This is a genomic window from Dehalobacter sp. DCA, from assembly GCF_000305775.1.
Classification (GTDB): Bacteria; Bacillota; Desulfitobacteriia; order Desulfitobacteriales; family Syntrophobotulaceae; genus Dehalobacter; species Dehalobacter alkaniphilus.
Genome location: NC_018866.1, coordinates 1,033,633 through 1,052,260, shown reverse-complemented (window position 1 = coordinate 1,052,260; position 18,628 = coordinate 1,033,633). Strand labels below are relative to the sequence as shown.

General features: G+C 45.7%; 21 protein-coding genes. 19 read left to right on the top strand and 2 right to left on the bottom strand.

What is annotated here, in order from left to right; all coding sequences use genetic code 11:
- Positions 1 to 149 precede the first annotated feature (149 nt).
- From DHBDCA_RS04930 to DHBDCA_RS04885, 10 genes are all read left to right on the top strand, one after another.
- Positions 150 to 845 (top strand): DUF2953 domain-containing protein, encoded by a 696-nt coding sequence (locus DHBDCA_RS04930; protein ID WP_015043071.1) that lies wholly within the window; start codon positions 150 to 152, stop codon positions 843 to 845.
- Positions 838 to 1,272, top strand: coding sequence for a GerW family sporulation protein (gene ytfJ / locus DHBDCA_RS04925; protein ID WP_015043070.1), 435 nt, complete (start codon positions 838 to 840; stop codon positions 1,270 to 1,272). The genes DHBDCA_RS04930 and ytfJ overlap by 8 nt, the downstream gene beginning before the upstream one ends.
- Positions 1,273 to 1,388: 116 nt before the next feature.
- A complete protein-coding gene (locus DHBDCA_RS04920; protein ID WP_015043069.1) occupies positions 1,389 to 1,970 on the top strand; it encodes a nucleoside recognition domain-containing protein in 582 nt (193 codons plus the stop codon).
- Positions 1,967 to 2,506 (top strand): spore maturation protein, encoded by a 540-nt coding sequence (locus DHBDCA_RS04915; RefSeq protein WP_015043068.1) that lies wholly within the window; start codon positions 1,967 to 1,969, stop codon positions 2,504 to 2,506. The genes DHBDCA_RS04920 and DHBDCA_RS04915 overlap by 4 nt, the downstream gene beginning before the upstream one ends.
- A 67-nt stretch (positions 2,507 to 2,573) precedes the next feature.
- Complete coding sequence (locus DHBDCA_RS04910) at positions 2,574 to 3,332, top strand: pseudouridine synthase (protein ID WP_015043067.1); 759 nt, start codon at positions 2,574 to 2,576, stop codon at positions 3,330 to 3,332.
- Positions 3,333 to 3,402: 70 nt separating this feature from the next.
- On the top strand, positions 3,403 to 4,110 hold the full coding sequence (locus tag DHBDCA_RS04905) for a FadR/GntR family transcriptional regulator (RefSeq protein ID WP_015043066.1): 708 nt from the start codon (positions 3,403 to 3,405) through the stop codon (positions 4,108 to 4,110).
- A 2-nt stretch (positions 4,111 to 4,112) separates the two neighbouring features.
- Positions 4,113 to 5,147: an NADH-quinone oxidoreductase subunit I gene (locus DHBDCA_RS04900; protein ID WP_015043065.1), complete on the top strand. Its 1,035-nt coding sequence runs from the start codon at positions 4,113 to 4,115 to the stop codon at positions 5,145 to 5,147.
- 126 nt (positions 5,148 to 5,273) lie between these two features.
- A complete protein-coding gene (locus DHBDCA_RS04895; RefSeq protein ID WP_015043064.1) occupies positions 5,274 to 6,521 on the top strand; it encodes an NAD(P)/FAD-dependent oxidoreductase in 1,248 nt (415 codons plus the stop codon).
- Between the two features lie 474 nt (positions 6,522 to 6,995).
- On the top strand, positions 6,996 to 7,454 hold the full coding sequence (locus DHBDCA_RS04890) for a hypothetical protein (RefSeq protein WP_015043063.1): 459 nt from the start codon (positions 6,996 to 6,998) through the stop codon (positions 7,452 to 7,454).
- Between the two features lie 158 nt (positions 7,455 to 7,612).
- Complete coding sequence (locus tag DHBDCA_RS04885; protein WP_015043062.1) at positions 7,613 to 8,032, top strand: HutP family protein; 420 nt, start codon at positions 7,613 to 7,615, stop codon at positions 8,030 to 8,032.
- Positions 8,033 to 8,190: 158 nt separating this feature from the next.
- Here the strand turns inward: DHBDCA_RS04885 and DHBDCA_RS04880 are convergent, their stop codons facing one another.
- Positions 8,191 to 8,370, bottom strand: a complete 180-nt coding sequence (locus DHBDCA_RS04880; RefSeq protein WP_015043061.1) for a hypothetical protein — start codon at positions 8,368 to 8,370, stop codon at positions 8,191 to 8,193.
- A gap of 112 nt (positions 8,371 to 8,482) precedes the next feature.
- On the opposite strand from DHBDCA_RS04880, the gene DHBDCA_RS04875 reads away from it, so the two are divergent.
- From DHBDCA_RS04875 to DHBDCA_RS04835, 9 genes are all read left to right on the top strand, one after another.
- Positions 8,483 to 9,145, top strand: a complete 663-nt coding sequence (locus tag DHBDCA_RS04875; RefSeq protein WP_015043060.1) for a CPBP family intramembrane glutamic endopeptidase — start codon at positions 8,483 to 8,485, stop codon at positions 9,143 to 9,145.
- A 106-nt stretch (positions 9,146 to 9,251) separates the two neighbouring features.
- Positions 9,252 to 9,929 carry a (d)CMP kinase gene (cmk, locus tag DHBDCA_RS04870; protein WP_015043059.1) on the top strand — a complete coding sequence of 226 codons (678 nt, stop codon included), beginning with the start codon at positions 9,252 to 9,254 and terminating at the stop codon, positions 9,927 to 9,929.
- A 4-nt stretch (positions 9,930 to 9,933) separates the two neighbouring features.
- The gene (locus DHBDCA_RS04865) at positions 9,934 to 10,515 is read left to right on the top strand and encodes a lysophospholipid acyltransferase family protein (RefSeq protein WP_015043058.1); all 582 of its coding nucleotides are present in this window, start codon (positions 9,934 to 9,936) and stop codon (positions 10,513 to 10,515) included.
- 88 nt (positions 10,516 to 10,603) lie between these two features.
- Complete coding sequence (locus DHBDCA_RS04860) at positions 10,604 to 12,652, top strand: bifunctional 4-hydroxy-3-methylbut-2-enyl diphosphate reductase/30S ribosomal protein S1 (protein ID WP_015043057.1); 2,049 nt, start codon at positions 10,604 to 10,606, stop codon at positions 12,650 to 12,652.
- Between the two features lie 89 nt (positions 12,653 to 12,741).
- Positions 12,742 to 13,860, top strand: a complete 1,119-nt coding sequence (locus DHBDCA_RS04855; protein WP_015043056.1) for an FtsW/RodA/SpoVE family cell cycle protein — start codon at positions 12,742 to 12,744, stop codon at positions 13,858 to 13,860.
- Between the two features lie 148 nt (positions 13,861 to 14,008).
- Complete coding sequence (locus DHBDCA_RS04850) at positions 14,009 to 15,337, top strand: DUF512 domain-containing protein (RefSeq protein WP_015043055.1); 1,329 nt, start codon at positions 14,009 to 14,011, stop codon at positions 15,335 to 15,337.
- Positions 15,330 to 16,661, top strand: coding sequence for a ribosome biogenesis GTPase Der (gene der, locus DHBDCA_RS04845; protein ID WP_015043054.1), 1,332 nt, complete (start codon positions 15,330 to 15,332; stop codon positions 16,659 to 16,661). Before DHBDCA_RS04850 ends, der begins: the two co-directional genes overlap by 8 nt.
- Before the next feature lie 36 nt (positions 16,662 to 16,697).
- On the top strand, positions 16,698 to 17,291 hold the full coding sequence (plsY, locus tag DHBDCA_RS04840; RefSeq protein ID WP_015043053.1) for a glycerol-3-phosphate 1-O-acyltransferase PlsY: 594 nt from the start codon (positions 16,698 to 16,700) through the stop codon (positions 17,289 to 17,291).
- Positions 17,292 to 17,298: 7 nt separating this feature from the next.
- Entirely contained in the window at positions 17,299 to 18,309 is a 1,011-nt protein-coding gene (locus DHBDCA_RS04835; protein WP_015043052.1) for an NAD(P)H-dependent glycerol-3-phosphate dehydrogenase, read from the top strand.
- A gap of 115 nt (positions 18,310 to 18,424) precedes the next feature.
- On the opposite strand, the gene DHBDCA_RS04830 is transcribed toward DHBDCA_RS04835, so the two are convergent.
- Positions 18,425 to 18,604, bottom strand: coding sequence for a hypothetical protein (locus tag DHBDCA_RS04830; protein ID WP_015043051.1), 180 nt, complete (start codon positions 18,602 to 18,604; stop codon positions 18,425 to 18,427).
- Between the last annotated feature and the right edge of the window lie 24 nt (positions 18,605 to 18,628).

The following is an 18,628-nucleotide window of genomic DNA, read 5'->3' as shown; positions in this document are numbered from 1 at the left end:
ATCGTTCCTCTCAAAAACATCTGTTTATTCTTTTATATCAGAAAGATGTCAAGCTGGCAATTATTTTGTAAAATGGCAAATTTTCATAGAACGGCACAATAATGGGAATACCATAGAGAGGACGAAATATTTCTAAGTGGAGGCAAGTCATGACGATTCTTGCGCTGCTCACAGCCTGCTTGATTTGGCTGCTGGTTTTAGCGCTGTTAAAAATCAATCTGCTCATCGATTATACTTTCAAAAATTTTAGCAGTGTGTTGAAGATCCATTATCAAGCTGCATTGTTCCGGTCCAATCTGGAGATAAACATTCCGGCAGAGATGGTCTCGACCGGCTTTCTTTATTTTCTGTTGAACAGCATAGAAAATATACAGCAAAATGACTGCCCGGACAGAAAATCAAAAAATAATGCTGACTCGACCAGAAAACGTTACCGGTTGATAAAGCATTTTCTGCGGGAGGCTGTTCGTCATTATGGCTATTCCTCCGCAAGTATCAGACGGCTGCAACAAAGTTTTTCCAAAATAATCCGCTCTTTTTATCGTAAAATGACAGTTCATTCCCTCCAGGCCGATCTTGAACTTGGCGGCAGGGATGCTGCCGAGACGGGTTACTTGACGGGAGCCTGCTGGACAGCCTTTGGGTTTATCTCGGCAAGACTGCACAGGTATATCTCGCTAAAGCAAGATGACTTTAGATACCGGGTAATTCCGAATTTTACCGAAAATATATTTTTATTTAGACTTTGCTGCATATTAAATCTAAAAAGCAGCCATATTATTTTTACAGGCTATAAATTCCTATTAATGATCTTAAAAAACAGGAGGACTAGGAATTATGGATGAACATCCAATTGAAAATCTGATGCAGACAGCGATGGATAGTATCCAAAAAATGATAAATGTAAACACAGTGATTGGAGACCCGGTCGAAACACCAAGTGGCTCTGTGATTATACCTGTTTCCAGGGTATCCTGCGGTTTTGCAGCCGGCGGCAGCGAATTTTCTTCCGCTGAGGGAGAAAAAGAGGAGGAGAAAAAAAATGAAAACGCTTCCAAGATGCCTTTTGGTGGAGGAAGCGGCGGTGGGGTATCGGTAAAACCTGTAGGTTTTCTGGTTGTAAACCAAAATCAGGTCCGACTGCTTCCGGTCGAAGGAAATATGATTGCAGAACGCATCATTGACGAAATGCCTAATCTAATGGATAAATTGTCCCATATGGTCAATAGAAAGAGATTCCACCGTGAAGACGGGTATGAAGAAAGATGCTAATAAAGTATATATGCCGGCAAACAGCATGTCCCTGATATCGTCGAGATATTTTTGAAATTGTCTATTCTTCTATTCCCCCTGCTGAAAACATACATTTTAAGCAGGGGGTTTCTGTTATGGTCAATTTGATCTGGCTGGTTATGCTGATCTGCGGCATTATTGTCGCTGCCCTGAATGGAAATATCGATCAGGTCACTGCGTCGGCCCTTCAGGCTTCTGAACTCGGGGTAGAAGTGGCAATCCAGTTAATGGGTGTCATGAGCCTGTGGCTGGGTATCATGCATATTGCTGAAAAAGCAGGACTCATCCGGCACCTGGCCAGAATAAGCGCCCCGGTGGTCAGAAAACTTTTTCCGTCGCTCAGGGCGGATAGTCCTGCCTTCGGCCCAATTGTCATGAATCTCTGTGCGAATATCCTCGGTCTGGGTAATGCCGCTACGCCGTTTGGCCTGAAGGCCATGCAGGAGTTACAGAAAGAAAACCCGGATCAGGAAACAGCCAGTCCCGCGATGATTACGTTTCTGGCGCTGAATACGTCCTGTATTACGATTATTCCGGCCACAATCATTGCTGTCAGAATGAAGGCCGGATCGGCCAATCCAGTCGAGATTATTGGGACGACAGTTTTTGCCACAGGGTGTGCCATGGCCTCAGCCATCATTGCAGATGTTCTTTTTAGAAAGAGGAACGGATTATGAGCATCATCTCTGAGCTTGCCAGATGGGCTATTCCGTTTATTTTATTTTTTGTGCCGATTTATGGTTACCTCCATAAAGTTCCTGTATATGAGACATTTGTTGAGGGGGCGGAGAATGGCTTTAAAACTGCCGTAAAAATTATTCCGTTTTTAATTGGAATGCTGGTGTCCATTAAAGTGTTTGTGGATTCTGGCGCCCTGGATCTGTTAATAAACCTTCTTCGACCTCTTTTTTTAGCTATGGACTGGAATCCAGACCTGTTAGGCATTATTCCTTTGGCCGTTATGCGGCCACTGAGCGGTTCAGGGGCCCTTGGGGTTGCAACTGAACTGATCCATCAATACGGACCTGATTCGTTTATCGGCCGGCTTGCTTCCACGCTCCAAGGAAGCACAGATACCACCTTTTTTGTGCTTGCCGTCTATTTTGGCTCAGTCGGCATCAAAAAACACAGATATGCTTTAAAAGTCGGACTGCTCGCTGATGCAGTCGGACTGATTGCTTCAATCTGGATCGTCAGCAGGGTCTTTGGCTAAGGGTTTGCTTTCTGCAGTTTTTTTGCTAAAATCAATTGAGAGATGTTTCGTTAATGGTGGTTTTTTGATGGATTGTTCCGGAGATCAATCTGAACGTTTGCAAAAAGCGATGGCTCGTTTGGGCGTCGCTTCTCGGCGTCATGCCGAAATTCTAATCAGTCAGGGACTTGTAAAAGTGAATGGACAGACCGTAACGCAGCCGGGTTTTAAGGTAACGCCTGAGGATGTCATCGAAGTCAACGCTAAGACGTATTCTTCAGGACCAAGCGAAGACCTGGTCTACGTCATGCTTTATAAACCTGCGGGTGTTATTACAAGTGTTACGGATCCCCATCAAAGGAAAACGGTCATTGATTTACTTGGCCAGAATATTAAAGAAAGAGTCTATCCAGTCGGCAGACTGGATTATGACACTTCAGGACTTCTGCTTCTGACCAATGACGGGGAACTTACATTTCGGCTGACGCATCCAAGTTTTGGCGTGGAAAAAGTATACCGGGCCTCAGTCGCCGGTAATATTTCTGATCAGGCAATCAGGACGCTTGAGTCGGGTGTACACCTCGAGGATGGTATGACTTCTCCTGCGAAAATTAAGAAGCTTTCCCGTGATAAAAGCGGCAACCAGACCGAAATTGAGCTTGCCATTCACGAAGGAAAGAACAGGCAGGTCAGGAGAATGCTTGAGCAGGTCGGATACCCCGTTTTTCGCTTGCGCAGAATCTGTTTTGGCCCGCTCCAGCTGGATCCAAAAATGACGGCAGGAGAATACCGACTGTTAACGACTTCTGAAGTCAATGCTTTGAAGGAAGCAGTAAGTATACGGTGATTATTTTATATCATTTGTAAGTAATAGGTAATCAATGCGAAATAAATATTGATAATTGCGGGGAGAAAGCATGAATCTGAAACCAGCAAAAACGAAAAGAATCTACGAAGAAATAGTTGATCAAATCAGTACGCTGGTTGCTGAAGGACAAATCAAAGCAGGTGATAAGCTTCCTTCCGAACGGGATCTTGCGGAGAGGCTGCAGGTCAGCAGGGCGTCTGTCCGGGAAGCGCTCAGTGCTTTGGAAATTATAGGTTTGCTGGAAATCCGAAGTGGAGAAGGAACCTATATCAAACATGTTAATATAGAGTCTGTTATTGCTCCTTTGCCATGGGTACTTTCTCTGGAGAAAGATACCATTTTTGAACTGATGGAGATAAGAAAAATCCTGGAGACCCAGGCTGCCGCACTGGCGGCGGAAAGGGCTGAATATCAGAATCTTTCCGCAATGAGGGGTTCTCTTATTGAGATCAGAAAGGGTCAGAATACGGGCCGGCAGGGCTATCCCTGTGACCGGGATTTTCACGATGCTATAGCTAAAGGAACGAAGAATAAGATGCTGATCCGCATGCTCCATGTGATTTCAGATATCATGCACCAGACATTGAAGACGAATTGGGCAGATACTTTTGAAAAAGAGGGCATGTCGGAACTTCTTTATCAGGAACATGAGGAAATATATCAGGCAATCGAAGCAAAATTACCTGAAGAAGCGCATGCCGGAATGCTTCGTCATCTCGAAAGAATTGAAAATGAATTTCGCAAAGGATACGAATAATCATGAAGAGATACAATCAAATGCTTTATCATCCCGACAACTGTCTGAACAAGAAGAAGCCCTATCTCCGGGAATGCAGGCTTTGTATTGAAGCCTGTCCGCATAAGTCCATCGGTGATAAGAAAGAGATTTCGATAGAAAGCTGTACGGAATGTGGTGTCTGTATGGCCGTTTGCCCCTCTGACGGTTTTGTGGACAGAGACATGAAAAACCTCGGAGAGTACCTTTTGGAAAACGGAAATTGCGTATTAAATTGTCCAATGGCTGCGCCTGCCGGTTATGAAATTGCCTGCCTCGGGATGCTGGACAGGGATGCCTGGACAGTTTTAATGCTTTTGGCTGAATCTAAACAGGTCAGAATCCTTACAGGGGACTGTTCCAATTGCCAGGATAAACAGGCTGCAGCGGTCAGCCAGCGCTTCTATCTGGAGGTCAGCCAGCAATGGATGGATCATCCCGGCTTAAAGCTGGAGATTCTCCCTGCTGAAGAAGGCGCAGCAGAATCGGATTACGGTCCCGGACGTTTTGCTCGTGGCCGATCGAAAAAAGGGTTGAAAAACAGGTTGCGTGAATTTGGTAAAGATAGAATCAAGGCAGCGTTTCCGGCTATCGAAGCAGAAGAATCCTATACCATTCCGAGGACCCGTCAATGGCTGGCAGAGACACTGAAACAGAAACCAAATAAAAAGGTGCCTTTTCAGGCAATCAGATATACCGACCAGTGCAACGGCTGCGGCGTTTGTACCAAAATATGTCCGCAGCAGGCGCTCACACTGAAACAGAAAGAGAATAAAATGCTTTTGATTTATGAACCGCTCCAGTGCGTTCAATGCGGTCGCTGTGTGGACATCTGCGGTTCCCGGGCTCTGAGCTTTGCATACCTGATGTTTCCGTTCAAGTTTCTGGCCGGTAAGGTTATTGTCGGAGAGGCGAATTCCTATTATTGCCGGGAGTGCGGCAAACAGATCTTCATTGATACGGATTCAGGCTTATGTGCTGCTTGTGCAGCGCATTCCACGAATATTGAAGGTAGGTAAACAGCCACGCTATGCATCCTACTCCATTTGAAGTTGTCTAAATATTACGGAGACTAATCTCTAAAGTTATTTTAGAAAGTTTTGTTGGTTTTCGATCAACATATTGGAAAGCAGGGAGGATGGATTATGGTTAAAAAGGTTGTTGTAATAGGCGGTGGGGCTGCAGGCATGATGGCAGCGGGCCAGGCTGCTTTTGTTGGAGCCGAGGTGGTACTCCTTGAAAAAATGACGAGACTCGGCAGTAAGATTGCGATCTCCGGTAAAGGTCGGTGCAATCTTACCAATGCGGGGGATATCAGTAATTTTGTAAGTTTTTATCCCGGAAACGGAAAATTTCTATACGCTTCCTTAAAAGAGTTCGGCAATGAGGCGTTGATTCATTTTTTTCAAGACTATGGTGTCGAAACAAAAGTAGAAAGAGGTGGAAGAGTGTTTCCGACAGCCGACGATTCGGAGGTAATCGTTAAGGCATTAAAGAAGTATCTGGAACGAACATGCGTAAAAATCAGGCTTAACCAGGCTGTCAAAAAAGTCATGATCGAAGATGGGAAAGTAACCGGTGTTCAGCTGGCTGTCTCCGATGAAGTGCTTCCGGCAGATGCTGTGATCGTTGCCACGGGAGGAGCATCCTACCCTGGAACAGGATCTACCGGGGACGGATATACGCTGGCTGAAAAAGCAGGACATCGGATCATTAAGCCGTTGCCTGCGCTTGTTCCGCTCAAAACCCTTGAAAAATGGCCGAAAGAGCTTCAAGGATTGACGCTGAAGAACACGGCTGCCTCAATCTGGATCGACGGGAAAAAGAAGGGAGAAGAATTTGGGGAGATGCTGTTTACGCATTTTGGTTTATCCGGTCCGATTATTCTAACCTTAAGCAGGATTGCTTCCAAGGCTTTGGACCAAAAACAGAAGGTTGAGTTGAAAATAAACCTAAAGCCCGCCCTTACTTCTGAGCAGATAGATTTAAGGCTGCAGAGGGATTTTCTGAAGTATGGCAACAAGCAGTTTAAGAACACCCTGGACGATCTTCTCCCGCAGAGTATGATTCCTGTGATGGTCGCTTTATCGGAGATTGACCCAGAGAAGGTTGTTAATAAAGTTACTAAAGAAGAAAGGAAAAGACTCTGCCGGTTATTTCAGGAGCTGGTACTTCATATAACGGCGACGCTCGGTATGGCGACAGCAATTGTTACCTCCGGGGGCGTTGACGCCAAGCAAATTAATCCAACCACAATGGAATCCCGTCTGGTTAAAGGGTTGTATTTTTCTGGGGAAGTGATCGATATCGACGGCGTAACAGGCGGCTACAACCTTCAGGCAGCTTTTTCAACCGGTTATAAAGCCGGTAGAGCAACGGCTAGGATGGGCTAGAAGGCGAATGAGCCATAGAAGCAAGGAGCGACAAGATTATGGCGGACGGCTATGCCACTCTTGGGTAGGTCTGGAGGCCACAATACCGCTTTTCGGCTATTGCGCCCTCCATGGCGCAAAAAGCCGCGCTCCGCATCGTGCTCCACTCACAGCGGAACTGTGGCCCCCAGACTGATCATAGGTTATTTAAGCGGGGTTGTATGCCAGAATGCAGCTCGTTATCTTGTGCGTTCGAGGAGCAGTTCAATAAACGCCTTTCATGTAAGCTTATCAGCGACTTCCTGTTAGAAGGTCTTCACGCCACAGTAACCGCGCAAGTGGAATATGGGCGAAGGTACACGATTGCTTGGGGGAGAATAGAAAGTGGTATTGTGGCATGCAGACCAACCCCAGATAAGGTTTTATAGATGCCTTACAGAATGATGTCGGCATGCAAATTCCTAGCGGCGCATACATATTACTGAGGTGAGTCAAATGCGCTCCAGGAGATTTTCTTTCCCGCGCCAAAAAGTGTCAAGGTTTCAGGGCTTTGAGAAAACAGCCATCAGGATTATGGCAGTTTGTACAGTATTGTTAGGGCTGTATCAGCTGAAAGCATTTACCGATCCCGTCGAGTTCTATCTGAAATTTTCCGGAGAAATAGATGCCCCGGCCTTTAAATACAGCGAAAATGCAAACAGCGACTCCATTAGTCTCTCCTTTGAGATAACTCCTGACAGTGTTGTAATGGTTAGACAAAATGACCAGGATATTGGAACCATTGAAAATGGGAAAAGCATCACAGTTAAACCGGGAACCGTTGTTCTGGATGCAACCGGCATTCCTTATCCGGTCACTGTCAATGTGATTCTGAATAGTAAAACATATTCGATTGAACTTAACGGGGATGTCAAAAGTTTTGATGTGAAGTTAAAATCTGCGGAGGCCAGCTGATAAGCTCGTCGTAGTCCCTCAAGATAAGCTTTGCTAATCTCCGAAAATTCATGTAATATAATGAAAGCAGGTGTTGTTTTTTCTGACATCGCCTCTTTTTTAGCGTGTAATTGTTTGTTAGCGTCATGAAGAACGTTTGCCTAGAAGGAGGATTGGCTATGATGCCGGATAGTAAGACGGTTGCTCTGGCTGCTTTAAGAATGGCAATGAGTGAAACCAGAGAAGAGGAAAGTGCGCTTAAACAGAAATTTTTAGCGGATAACATCAAGACAGTTGCCGTAGATTATGGCGGAGATTATCTTGCTTCAATTAAAAAGCTTGTCGAAAGGGCGATTGTTGCTTCGAAACGTGAAGGGGTAATCCACGATTCCCATGGCGACGAAGGGGCCGTCGCGGGCGCGACACGTGAGGCTTTAAGCCAGATTATGCCGAAAGCAGCGGGGCTGAATATCGGAGGAAAAATTGGGATTGCCCACCGCGGTGATCATCTCAGCGTGGCCGTGTTTTTTGGGGTAGGGCTGCTGCATTTGGATGAAGTAGCCGTAGGCCTTGGACACAGGGTTGCCCCACGAAGCTGAAAATATAGAAAACTTGACTGTGGCCAATCCTTTTGGCAGCAGCCTTAGTTGCACTTAGATCTATCAGAAAGGAACGTATTCTTTCTGATAGAATAAAAAAGGCTCCGGTTAAGGAGCAGAGTGTCAGCGAATAAAGATAAGAGGCGATGATCGCTGATTCAGATTTCGCTTTCGTGTGCTGCGAACATATCATCATTCGAATCTTTTTGCCAAAACTTTTGAATGTGTTTTTCGATTTTTTTGCCATATCTTTTATAAGTACAACCCAGCAAAAATCCCCCCACCATGGCAGAACCCATGAACAGCAAGCTATGATCCGATTTTTTGGAATAAAGCATCCTAACAGCCTCCTTCCGCTGTATATATTTCTGTGTAATTCATTTAAATTTATTATGTATAGATCTGAAAAAAATAATCTAGGATAATTTATGTAATTGCAGGGGATGAAATATGAAGTTGAATTTTAAGGCCTTAGCTTATTTTGTGATCGGTGTGGCAGTTGTTTTTTTACTGATGCCATTCGTCAGTTATTCTATCTATCAGTTCTTTCCTGAAATCAAAACGGCCTATTATCTTTCCATGATGACTTCGAATACCCTGTTTGTTTTTTTGATTATGCTGATTATGTTCAAAAATAGGCTTTCCCTGAATGACCTGGGCTGGAGAAGGACCAGTTTTGCTTCCGCCCTTATTGATGTATTCAAATTCTGTTTTTTGGTTTGGCTGATTAATATGATCTATATGGCATTTCTGTATTATTCAGGCCAGACGACGGCAGAAAATGAACTGGTAAAGTTACTGCAGAACCCGACAATTTCCATGTTCATTGCGAACATTTTTCTGATCGCCGTTATTGTTCCTTTTATTGAGGAAACGCTGTTCCGGGGAGTACTGCTCGGCTGTTTGCGGAATTATTTCGGCAAATGGACGGCGATTGTAATCAGTGCCTGCATTTTTTCCGCCCTGCATTTTGATTTGACCGGCTTCATTCCGAAGCTGGTTCTCGGAATCGGACTTGGTTTTTTATATACCAAACATGATTCGATTTATCCGGCAATCGGGCTTCATGCGCTGAATAACTTACTGGCGGTTATCGGGGTCTCAGTATCTTAAACCGTAAAGTGAATTGTAAGCGATCATTTTGCTGTGGTATAATTTTGGCAGATGCGAGCTTCGAAACAGCGCGCAAGATTAAGATTTTTTTGATTGGAGCATCGTTTTGGAACATTTGCGTGAAAATCATTTGCAGGTGGCGATTGACGGTCCTGCCGGGGCAGGAAAAAGTACCATTGCGAGAATCGTTGCCGACAAACTTGACTTGTATTATCTTGATACAGGTGCGATGTATCGAACTGTAGCTTATAAAGCCCTTGCTTCAGGAATTTCCCTTCAGGATGAAAAGGCAGTAACAGGTCTGGCCCGGATCATTGACATCAGACTAAGCCATATTGACCGTCAAACCGTACTCTGCGACGGGGAAGATGTTACCTCTAAAATCCGGGATGTTGAGGTAAGCAGGGCAGTATCGCTGATTGCATCTTATCCCGGGGTTCGTAACCGGCTGGTTGAACTACAGCGTCAGGAAGCACTGAAGGGCAATATCGTGATGGATGGCAGGGATATCGGTACATACGTCCTGCCGGATGCCGGAATTAAGATTTTTCTGACGGCTTCGGCTTCTGAACGCGCACGTCGAAGATACCTTGAGAATATCAAAGAGGGTAAGAAGGTATCTTTGGAAGAAATACGCTCGGATATTGAAAAACGAGATGCAGTAGATTCCCAGAGAAAATTTGCACCGCTGAAACCAGCTAAGGACGCGGTGATCCTCGATACGACAGGTTTAACGATTGATGAAGTTGTTGCCAAGATCATTAGAATTATCAGGGAGGATTAAAGTGATGCTGTATTCATTGGCAAAGGGAATCATGACCCTTGTTCTGAAGGTCAAAGGATGTAGGATAACAGGCCTGGAAAATTTTCCTGCAGAAGGACCTGTGATTATAGCCTGCAATCATATTAGCCTCTGGGATCCGATTATTGTTGGCTGTTCGATGCCAAGACAGGTATATTTCATGGCGAAAGAGGAGCTTTTCTCGATACCATTGTTAGGACAGATTCTGCACGGACTTGGTACTTTCCCGGTTAAACGCGGGAAGGGCGATATCGGGGCATTCCGAAAATCGGTCAGGCTGTTAAAAGAAGGAAAAATTCTGGGGATATTTCCGGAAGGTACCCGCTCCAAAACCGGTGACATTCAGGAAGCCATGGCAGGGATCGTTTTGATTGTAAACAAAAGCCATGCCCCGATTCTGCCGGTCAAGGTATATGGAGCCAGAGGATTATTAACCCAAAAAAGGGGTAAGATAGGGATAATTATCGGTAAGCCATTTTATGCCGATAACCTTGAAATCCCTGAAAAGACTGAAAATAGCAGGGAATGGCTTGCCAATAAAATCATGGATGTTGTGAATGAAATGTAAAAATCATAAAAGGTTAACAAGGTACTAGGAGGAATTTTGTTTTTCTCAGCGAAATAGACGTGATAGGCATAAAAGGAGGGCAGTTTTGTTGACGATTCAGCGAGCGGCAAAAGCAGGTTTCTGTTTTGGAGTCAAACGGGCGATTGAATTGGCTGAAAAAGCTGCCGGCACCGGGTTGACTGCATCTTTGGGACCGCTCATTCATAATCAGCAAGTTGTTGATTATTTGGCTGAGAAAGGATTGGAAGTCATTCACTCTGTTGATGAGGCTAAAATGGGTCAACAGCTTGTAATCAGGTCGCATGGCGTTCCCCCGGAAACGTACGAGGAAGCAAAGGAACGTGGAATTACCATTATTGATGCAACGTGTCCTTATGTTCAAAAAGCGCAAAGAATGGCCGCAAGCTCATCAGCAAACAGTTTTGTCATTGTTGTCGGTGACAAAAGCCATCCGGAAGTTAAAGGGATCCTGGGATGGGCAGGAAGTAATGCCCTCGCCATAGAGACGCTGGCCGAGGCTGAAGATTTGCCGTACTACCCGAGAATTACTGTCCTGGCCCAAACAACACAGCAAAAAAGCCATTTTTTTACGGTTGTTGAAGAATTAAAAAAACATACTGGGGAGCTGATCGTCCAGAATACGATCTGCGCGGCAACTGAAGAACGTCAGGCCTCAGCCAGAGAATTGGCTGAAAAAGTGGATCTGATGATTGTCGTGGGGGGCTTGAGCAGTTCCAACACACGAAAACTGGGATCGATCTGCAGTGGGAAAACGAAAACATACTGTATCGAAACAGCTGAAGAATTACTGGAGATCTGGTTTACGGATGCTAAAATCACCGGCTTGACAGCAGGAGCTTCCACACCGGATTGGATTATCGAGGAGGTTTGCAAGAAAATGTCGGAGTTTATGGAAAAAACACAGATCCAAGAGGCTGAGGAAAGCGTTGTGAAGACGGTTAGTACGGTTAGTGATGAAGAGAACATGATGGAAAATTTTGATAAGGGACTGCCCAAACTTTATCGGGGCGCGATTGTCAAAGGGACCGTCGTAAAAATAACAGGCGATGAGGTATTTGTGGATATTGCCTGGAAATCGGAGGGCATGATTCCTTTTGAGGAGCTTTCCGCTACCAAGGTTTCGAATATTAATGATCTCGTTAAAATTGGTGACACGATTTCTGTGATGGTCATGCGTGTTGAAAACCAGGAAGGCTACCCTGTTTTATCCCGTAAACGGGCTAATGAGGTTGAAGCGAAGGAACAGTTGGCCCATCTGGCCGAATCAAAAGAAGAAGTTCAGGCAGTCGTTACGGAAGCAGTCAAAGGCGGACTTCTGGTCGACCTCGGAATGAGAGGCTTTGTGCCTGCTTCTCAGGTTGAGACCGGCTTCGTAGACAATCTTGAAAAATATATAGGGAAAACACTTCGTTTAAGAGTCATCGAGTACGATGAATACAAGAAGAAACTGGTTCTTTCCCAAAAGGTCATTTTAGCTGAAGAGCAGGAAGGTAAAAAAGAAAAGCTTCTGGAGACGCTTAAAGAAGGCGATATCATAAAGGGAACAGTCCGCCGCCTGGCCGATTTTGGTGCGTTTGTTGATCTTGGCGGTATTGACGGGCTGCTGCACATCTCGGATATGGCTTTCTCCAGAGTAAAACACCCGTCGGAGATCGTGAATGTCGATGATGAAGTTGAAGTTCAGATCTTAGCGATTGATACCCAAAAAGGCAGGATTTCCCTCGGGTTAAAACAGCTTAAAACGAATCCGTGGTCTGCTGCTGCTGAAAAATATGCCGTGGGATCCATCGTACACGGCAAAGTCGTCAGAATCGCACCTTTTGGCGCTTTCGTAGAACTGGAGGACGGGATCGATGCGCTGGTGCATATTTCCCAGCTGGCCGACCACAGGGTCATGAAAGTACAGGATGTCGTACAGGTTGGGCAGGAGATCACAGCCAAAGTCATCGATTTTAAACCGGAAGATAAAAAAATAAGCTTGAGTATCCGGGAACTTCTTACGGAAGCCAGTGAAGCCAGTGCCCGTCAGGATTTGGAGAACCAACCGGAAATACCTGAAGTTACGATTGGCGAGAAAATCGGAAATATCCCGGATACAGACGTGGACACACTTTAATAAAATTAATGCATCAAATGGCTTCTTGCTTTGATTTGGCAGGAAGTCATTTCACTTCAGACGGAATTAATGCAACAGGAGGTCAAAAAATGGCTGCTCAGAAGATAAAAACAAAAAATCCTGACTTTATTCTGTTATTTTCTGCGGTAATCATTTTGGCAGTTGGCCTGATTATGGTCTTAAGTGCTGGCTCCTCTTTTTCTTATGAGAACAAAAATAATTCCTATTATTTGTTTCTTAGGCAGTTGCAGTGGGTAGGCTTAGGAATCTTTGCAGCCGCGGCAGCTGTTTATCTTCCTTTAAAGGTCTTTCGGAAGGTATCTGGGATCAGTATACTCGTCAGTGTCATCCTGCTCTTGATGGTTGAATTCAGCAGCCTATCAAGTACAAAGAAAGGTTCGGCTCGCTGGCTGGATATTTTCGGGATGTCCGTACAGCCGTCAGAAATTGCAAAGCTGGCCATTGTCTTCTTCTTTGCTTATATCCTTAGCCGCTACCCGGTCAAAAAAATTAAGGATATTTTCCTGCCAGTGGGTGTGCTTGGCGTCATCTGCCTGCTCGTTTATAAGCAACCTGACCTTGGTACTGCGATTGTCATCCTGGGTGCAGGAGCGTTTATGCTGATGATGACGGAGCTCCCGACGGGTTATTTCCTGGCTGCGATACCTCTAATTGGCATCCCGGGATTCTACCTGGTCAAAGGTGAAGAGTATCAGTGGAACAGAATTTTGGGCTGGCTGCATCCTTGGGAATATGCAACATCATTTGGCTATCAGCAAATTAATGCCCAGATAGCCTTCGGGTCGGGCGGACTGCTCGGGATCGGTATCGGGAGAAGCAATGAAGGGCTCGGGTTTTTGCCTGAAAATTATACGGATACCATTTTTGCCGTGATCGGACAAGAATTTGGTTTCTTCGGGACTTCGCTTATGATCTTGTGTTTTATCGTACTTATTTGGCGCGGCTATGCCATATCCCGGCAATGTCCGGATGGATTCGGACGGATGCTCGGATTTGGGATCACAACGATCCTGGGCATCCAAACCGTGATTAATCTTTGTGTTGTAACCGGTCTTTTTCCGGTAACTGGGATTACGCTTCCTCTCGTATCCTATGGAGGAAGCTCCCTGCTTGTAACCATGTTTGAAATAGGTATTTTATTGAATATTTCGCGCTTCCGACAGGATAAGCTGTTGCGAAGCAGCTAGCAGACTAATCATAAGGTTGTTTATGTTTCAATTTGATTGGGTAGTTATTTGAAAAATGGTTTACTAGTACCTTTATAATAGTCATTATAGTATAATAAAAAAGTTAACCAAGTGCTAAAACGTTTTACGCTGGAAAAGGATGGAAAAAATGCCCAATGGGTTGATGGTATCTGCTGTCATGAAAAACAGTATTGCTGCTGAGATGGAAATCGAACCCGGAGATGAGATTCTCCAGGTGGATCAGCACAATGTTCAGGATATTTTGGATTTGCAGTATTGGACCGCTGAAGAAGAATTTACATTAATCATTCAGAAGAAGAATCATGAGATCTGGGAACTGGAGATTATCAAGGAACCGGAGGAACTGCTTGGTATCGAAGTCAGCAGCGTAGGCCGGGACGGACTAATGAAGTGCCGGAATAACTGTGTTTTCTGCTTTGTCCGGCAGATGCCTCCCGGGATGAGATCATCGCTGTACGATCTGGATGACGATTACCGGTTGTCGGTGAACCAGGGGAGCTATATCACTTTGTCCAACCTGAAGGAGAAGGATTTTCAGAGAATCATCGACATGCATCTAAGTCCTTTGTATATCTCCGTTCATGCATGGAATCCCGTCGTCAGGGAGAAACTGATGAGAAACAGGCAGGCCGGGAAGCTGGCGGAGCAAATAAAAAGGCTTGCTGAAGCTGGTCTTGTTCTTCATACGCAGATCGTTCTGGTCCCTGATTACAATGACCGGGAGATCTTGCAGGAAACCGTGGAGAACCTTGCGGCCTTTTTCCCACAGGTCCAGTCCATTGGGATTGTTCCGGTCGGCTTAACAAAGTACAGGGATGGATTGCCTGAACTTCGGACTGTAACGCCGGAGGAGGCCAAGGAAGTCCTGGATATCGGTATAGAATGGCAGCAGAAATACCGAAAATGGACCGGACTAAACCTTGTTTATTTTTCTGATGAATTTTATATGCTTGCCGGCAGAGATCTTCCGTCATATCCAGAATATGATGACTTTCCGCAACTGGAAAACGGCATTGGCATGGCCCGAAAGTTTCAGGAAGAAATCCGGATGTGTCTCTGTGACCTGCCGAGGCAGATTCCGGAAAGAAAGATACATCTCGTAACTGGTTCATCAGCAGCGGCATATTTCCGGTCCAGGATCGCGGAGCTGCCTGCAGTTCAGGGTGTACATATTACCGTTCATGAGATTGGCAACCGTTTTTTTGGACCTGCGGTGACCGTAGCAGGGTTGCTCACGGCTCAGGACATCGCACCGCAACTGGGTGACCTGCAGGGAGAGTATTTCTTACTATCGCGCGTGATGCTGAGAGCCGGTGAAGAAGTATTCCTCGATGGATATGATGTCCGGTGGCTGACCGAACAGGTCAATGGCATACCGGTAGTTGTGGAGAATGATGGTCAATCTTTTATAGAAGGACTTTTTGGGATAACGATTGGAGGTTCGGAAAATGAGTAAACCTGTGGTAGCAATTGTTGGACGTCCGAATGTCGGGAAATCGACGCTATTTAACAGAATCGTCGGCGGCTTGGTGGCCATCGTTGAAAATACCCCCGGGGTAACAAGGGACCGGTTATATTATGATGCTGAATGGCTTGGCAGAAAATTTACGCTGATTGATACCGGTGGTATAGAATTTAAAGATGAAACGACACCGCTTTCATCGAAGATGAAACAGCAGGCCGAAATCGCAGTCGATGAAGCTGATGTCATCATGTTTCTTGTCGATGCCAAATCCGGAATTACGCCGGATGATCAGCAGATCGCCAGATACCTGCGGAAATCGAGCAAACCGGTATTGCTGGTCGCGAATAAAGTAGAAAAATTTACCCGGTTTGAGGCAGAGGCCCATGAATTTCTGCCGCTGGGTTTCGGTGATCCGATTCCAGTTTCGGCCGTTCACGGTATGAATACCGGGGATCTTCTCGATACGCTTGTTTCGGTCCTGCCGGAAGATGCCGCGGCCGACTATGACCCGGATGTGATCAAAATCGCCGTGATTGGCAGACCGAATGTCGGCAAATCATCGATTGTCAATATACTGCTCGGGGAGGAACGGGTCATTGTCAGTGACATACCCGGAACGACCAGGGATGCGATCGATACTCCGTTTACGTATGAAGACAGAAATTATGTATTAATCGATACGGCCGGCATCAGGCGCAAGAAAAAAATCTCCGAAGTTACGGAGAACTACAGTGTGGTGCGTTCTTTCCGGGCTGTGGACAGGTCGGATGTCGTACTGATGGTGATTAATGCCATCGAAGGCGTAACAGACCAGGACAAGAAAATTGTCGGCTATGCACATGAAGCAGGAAAAGGTCTCATCCTTGTGATCAATAAATGGGATCTTGTGATCAAAGATGAGAAAACCATCAATAAATATGAAAAAGATATCCGGGAAGAACTGGCTTTTGTCCTTTATGCACCCACGCAGTTCGTTTCGGCCAAGACAGGCCAAAGAATCAATAAAATTATGGATCTGGTGGAATTTGTTGCAGAGCAGACCAGCAGACGTATCTCGACCAGCACCTTAAACAACCTGCTCCGGGAATGGGTGCATCTGAATCCGCCGCCATCGGATAAAGGCGTGCGGCTAAAGATTTTATATGCAACACAAAGCAGTGTTCAGCCCCCGACCTTTATATTCTTTGTGAATGATCCGGAGCTTGTTCACTTTTCGTATAAGCGCTATCTGGAAAATCAGCTGCGTAAGAACTTTGGCTTTGAAGGTTCGCCAATCAGAATGATCATGCGAAAAAGAGACGAAGAAAAACAATAATCTGCAAGTAAGAGAAATGAAGGAGAAAGTTTCATTATGTTTGCGTATCTGATTTTTTTGCTTGCTTATCTTCTGGGAGCACTACCATCTGCTTTTCTGGCAGGCAAGATCAAAAATATAGATGTTCGGAAGCATGGAAGCGGCAATATGGGAGCTACAAACACCTTCCGTGTTCTGGGTCCATTGTGGGGAATCGGCGTATTGGCTGCGGATGCGCTTAAAGGCGGCCTTGCAGCTTACCTTTGCTGGCTGGTCTTCGGCCCCTGGGGCGGCATTGCCGGTGGTCTGCTTGCGATGCTCGGGCATAGCTTTAATCCGTATTTTGGTTTTAAGCGAACCGGTAAAGGTGCTGCCTGCGGTTTGGGTGTCATTGTTGTTCTGGTGCCGAAGGTAACGATTGTTGCCCTGGTGGTTTTTATTCTGGTTGTGCTCGTAAGCAGGTACGTTTCGTTGGGATCAATTCTAGCCGCGGTTACCGTGATTATCATGGCTTTTGTTTTTCAGGAGCCGCTCGCTTATAAAGTACTGGCCTTGGCAGGCGCATCAACAGTGATTTTCCTGCATCAGTCCAATATTCAAAGAATCCTTAACGGGACTGAAGCTAAGTTTGGTAAAAATAAAGGGGAGTGAAAACAAAGTGAAAAAAATTGCAGTGTTTGGTTCAGGGAGCTGGGGAACAGCAATTTCTCTTCTGCTGGTCAGGGCAGGACATAAGGTCTCCCTTATCGGGATTTTTTCAGATGAGATAGAGCTGATGAAACGAAAAAAGGAAAATATTCAGTATCTTCCGGGATGCTTTTTGCCGGACGAGATTACCCCGACGACGGACTTAAAAGAGATCGATGCTGAAGCCGTCTTCGTCAGCGTACCTTCCCACGCGGTCAGAGAAAGCGCACGTCTGATCAAGCCATACTTAAGACCTGGCTGCATCATGATTAATACGGCCAAAGGACTCGAAGAGAATACAGGGTTAAGGCTTTCCCAGGTGCTTGAGGAAGAACTGCCGGGTCATCCGATTGCGGTCTTATCCGGCCCGAGTCATGCGGAGGAAGTCGGCAGAGATGTTGTTACAGCCGTCGCCATTGCCGCCAAGGATATCAAAGTGGCCGAAACCGTCCAGGATCTGATCATGACTTCGAAATTCAGAGTGTACACAAATCTTGACATGATCGGCGTTGAGATGGGCGGGTCGCTCAAAAATATTGTTGCGCTCTGTACCGGTATCCTGGATGGGATGAACCCAAAAGATAATACCAAAGCAGCCTTAATGACCAGGGGACTCGCTGAGATGACCCGACTCGGGGTCGCCATGGGCGGTCAGCCTGAGACTTTTTACGGGCTGGCCGGAATAGGAGATCTTATTGTGACTTGCACAAGCCTGCACAGCCGTAACCTGCGGGCAGGAAGGGCACTGGGCGCCGGTAAGCCGCTCGATGAAGTCCTGAGGGAAGTCGGCATGGTCGTGGAAGGCGTTCGCGCGACAAAAGTAGCCTTTGAGCTGAGTAAAAAATATGGTATTTCTATGCCGATCACCGAACAGGCCTACAAAGTACTGTTTGAAGGACTTAGTCCGAGCGAAGCACTTGAGAACCTCATGATGAGAGGCAGAAAACATGAAACAGAGGATATGGGGATATTCGGGCGTTAAGTCTTGGGATATAGTCCTGAGATAAGCTTAGCATGCATTTTAGAGTTGACAAGGTACTAGGCTGCTGACAAATTTGTTAGCAGCTTTTTGCTTTGCTTATTTCTTTTAGTTTAATTTAGTTTGCTTTGACGCGTCCTGAGATCTGATGCGGTTCATCCTCCCAGCTGTTCTTCACAATATATATTTCCAATGCCTTGTGACAAAGAAATCCGAGTTTGATACATAATGCCAGGAAAAAGATCCCGAACATAAGCATGATGATGGTTCCAATAATGATTAACAGTGACGAGATCATATTCAGCACACCTCCGTTTTGTTG

Excerpts from the sequence above, each read along its gene's own strand:
- DHBDCA_RS04850 (WP_015043055.1), top strand. The coding sequence starts at position 14,009 with ATGCCCAATGGGTTGATGGTATCTGCTGTCATGAAAAACAGTATTGCT.
- DHBDCA_RS04920 (WP_015043069.1), top strand. The coding sequence starts at position 1,389 with ATGGTCAATTTGATCTGGCTGGTTATGCTGATCTGCGGCATTATTGTC.
- DHBDCA_RS04900 (WP_015043065.1), top strand. The coding sequence starts at position 4,113 with ATGAAGAGATACAATCAAATGCTTTATCATCCCGACAACTGTCTGAAC.
- DHBDCA_RS04930 (WP_015043071.1), top strand. The coding sequence starts at position 150 with ATGACGATTCTTGCGCTGCTCACAGCCTGCTTGATTTGGCTGCTGGTT.
- der (WP_015043054.1), top strand. The coding sequence starts at position 15,330 with ATGAGTAAACCTGTGGTAGCAATTGTTGGACGTCCGAATGTCGGGAAA.
- DHBDCA_RS04855 (WP_015043056.1), top strand. The coding sequence starts at position 12,742 with ATGGCTGCTCAGAAGATAAAAACAAAAAATCCTGACTTTATTCTGTTA.
- DHBDCA_RS04880 (WP_015043061.1), bottom strand. The coding sequence starts at position 8,370 with ATGCTTTATTCCAAAAAATCGGATCATAGCTTGCTGTTCATGGGTTCT.
- DHBDCA_RS04905 (WP_015043066.1), top strand. The coding sequence starts at position 3,403 with ATGAATCTGAAACCAGCAAAAACGAAAAGAATCTACGAAGAAATAGTT.
- DHBDCA_RS04865 (WP_015043058.1), top strand. The coding sequence starts at position 9,934 with ATGCTGTATTCATTGGCAAAGGGAATCATGACCCTTGTTCTGAAGGTC.
- DHBDCA_RS04890 (WP_015043063.1), top strand. The coding sequence starts at position 6,996 with ATGCGCTCCAGGAGATTTTCTTTCCCGCGCCAAAAAGTGTCAAGGTTT.
- plsY (WP_015043053.1), top strand. The coding sequence starts at position 16,698 with ATGTTTGCGTATCTGATTTTTTTGCTTGCTTATCTTCTGGGAGCACTA.
- DHBDCA_RS04895 (WP_015043064.1), top strand. The coding sequence starts at position 5,274 with ATGGTTAAAAAGGTTGTTGTAATAGGCGGTGGGGCTGCAGGCATGATG.
- DHBDCA_RS04875 (WP_015043060.1), top strand. The coding sequence starts at position 8,483 with ATGAAGTTGAATTTTAAGGCCTTAGCTTATTTTGTGATCGGTGTGGCA.
- DHBDCA_RS04830 (WP_015043051.1), bottom strand. The coding sequence starts at position 18,604 with ATGATCTCGTCACTGTTAATCATTATTGGAACCATCATCATGCTTATG.
- ytfJ (WP_015043070.1), top strand. The coding sequence starts at position 838 with ATGGATGAACATCCAATTGAAAATCTGATGCAGACAGCGATGGATAGT.
- DHBDCA_RS04915 (WP_015043068.1), top strand. The coding sequence starts at position 1,967 with ATGAGCATCATCTCTGAGCTTGCCAGATGGGCTATTCCGTTTATTTTA.
- DHBDCA_RS04910 (WP_015043067.1), top strand. The coding sequence starts at position 2,574 with ATGGATTGTTCCGGAGATCAATCTGAACGTTTGCAAAAAGCGATGGCT.
- DHBDCA_RS04885 (WP_015043062.1), top strand. The coding sequence starts at position 7,613 with ATGATGCCGGATAGTAAGACGGTTGCTCTGGCTGCTTTAAGAATGGCA.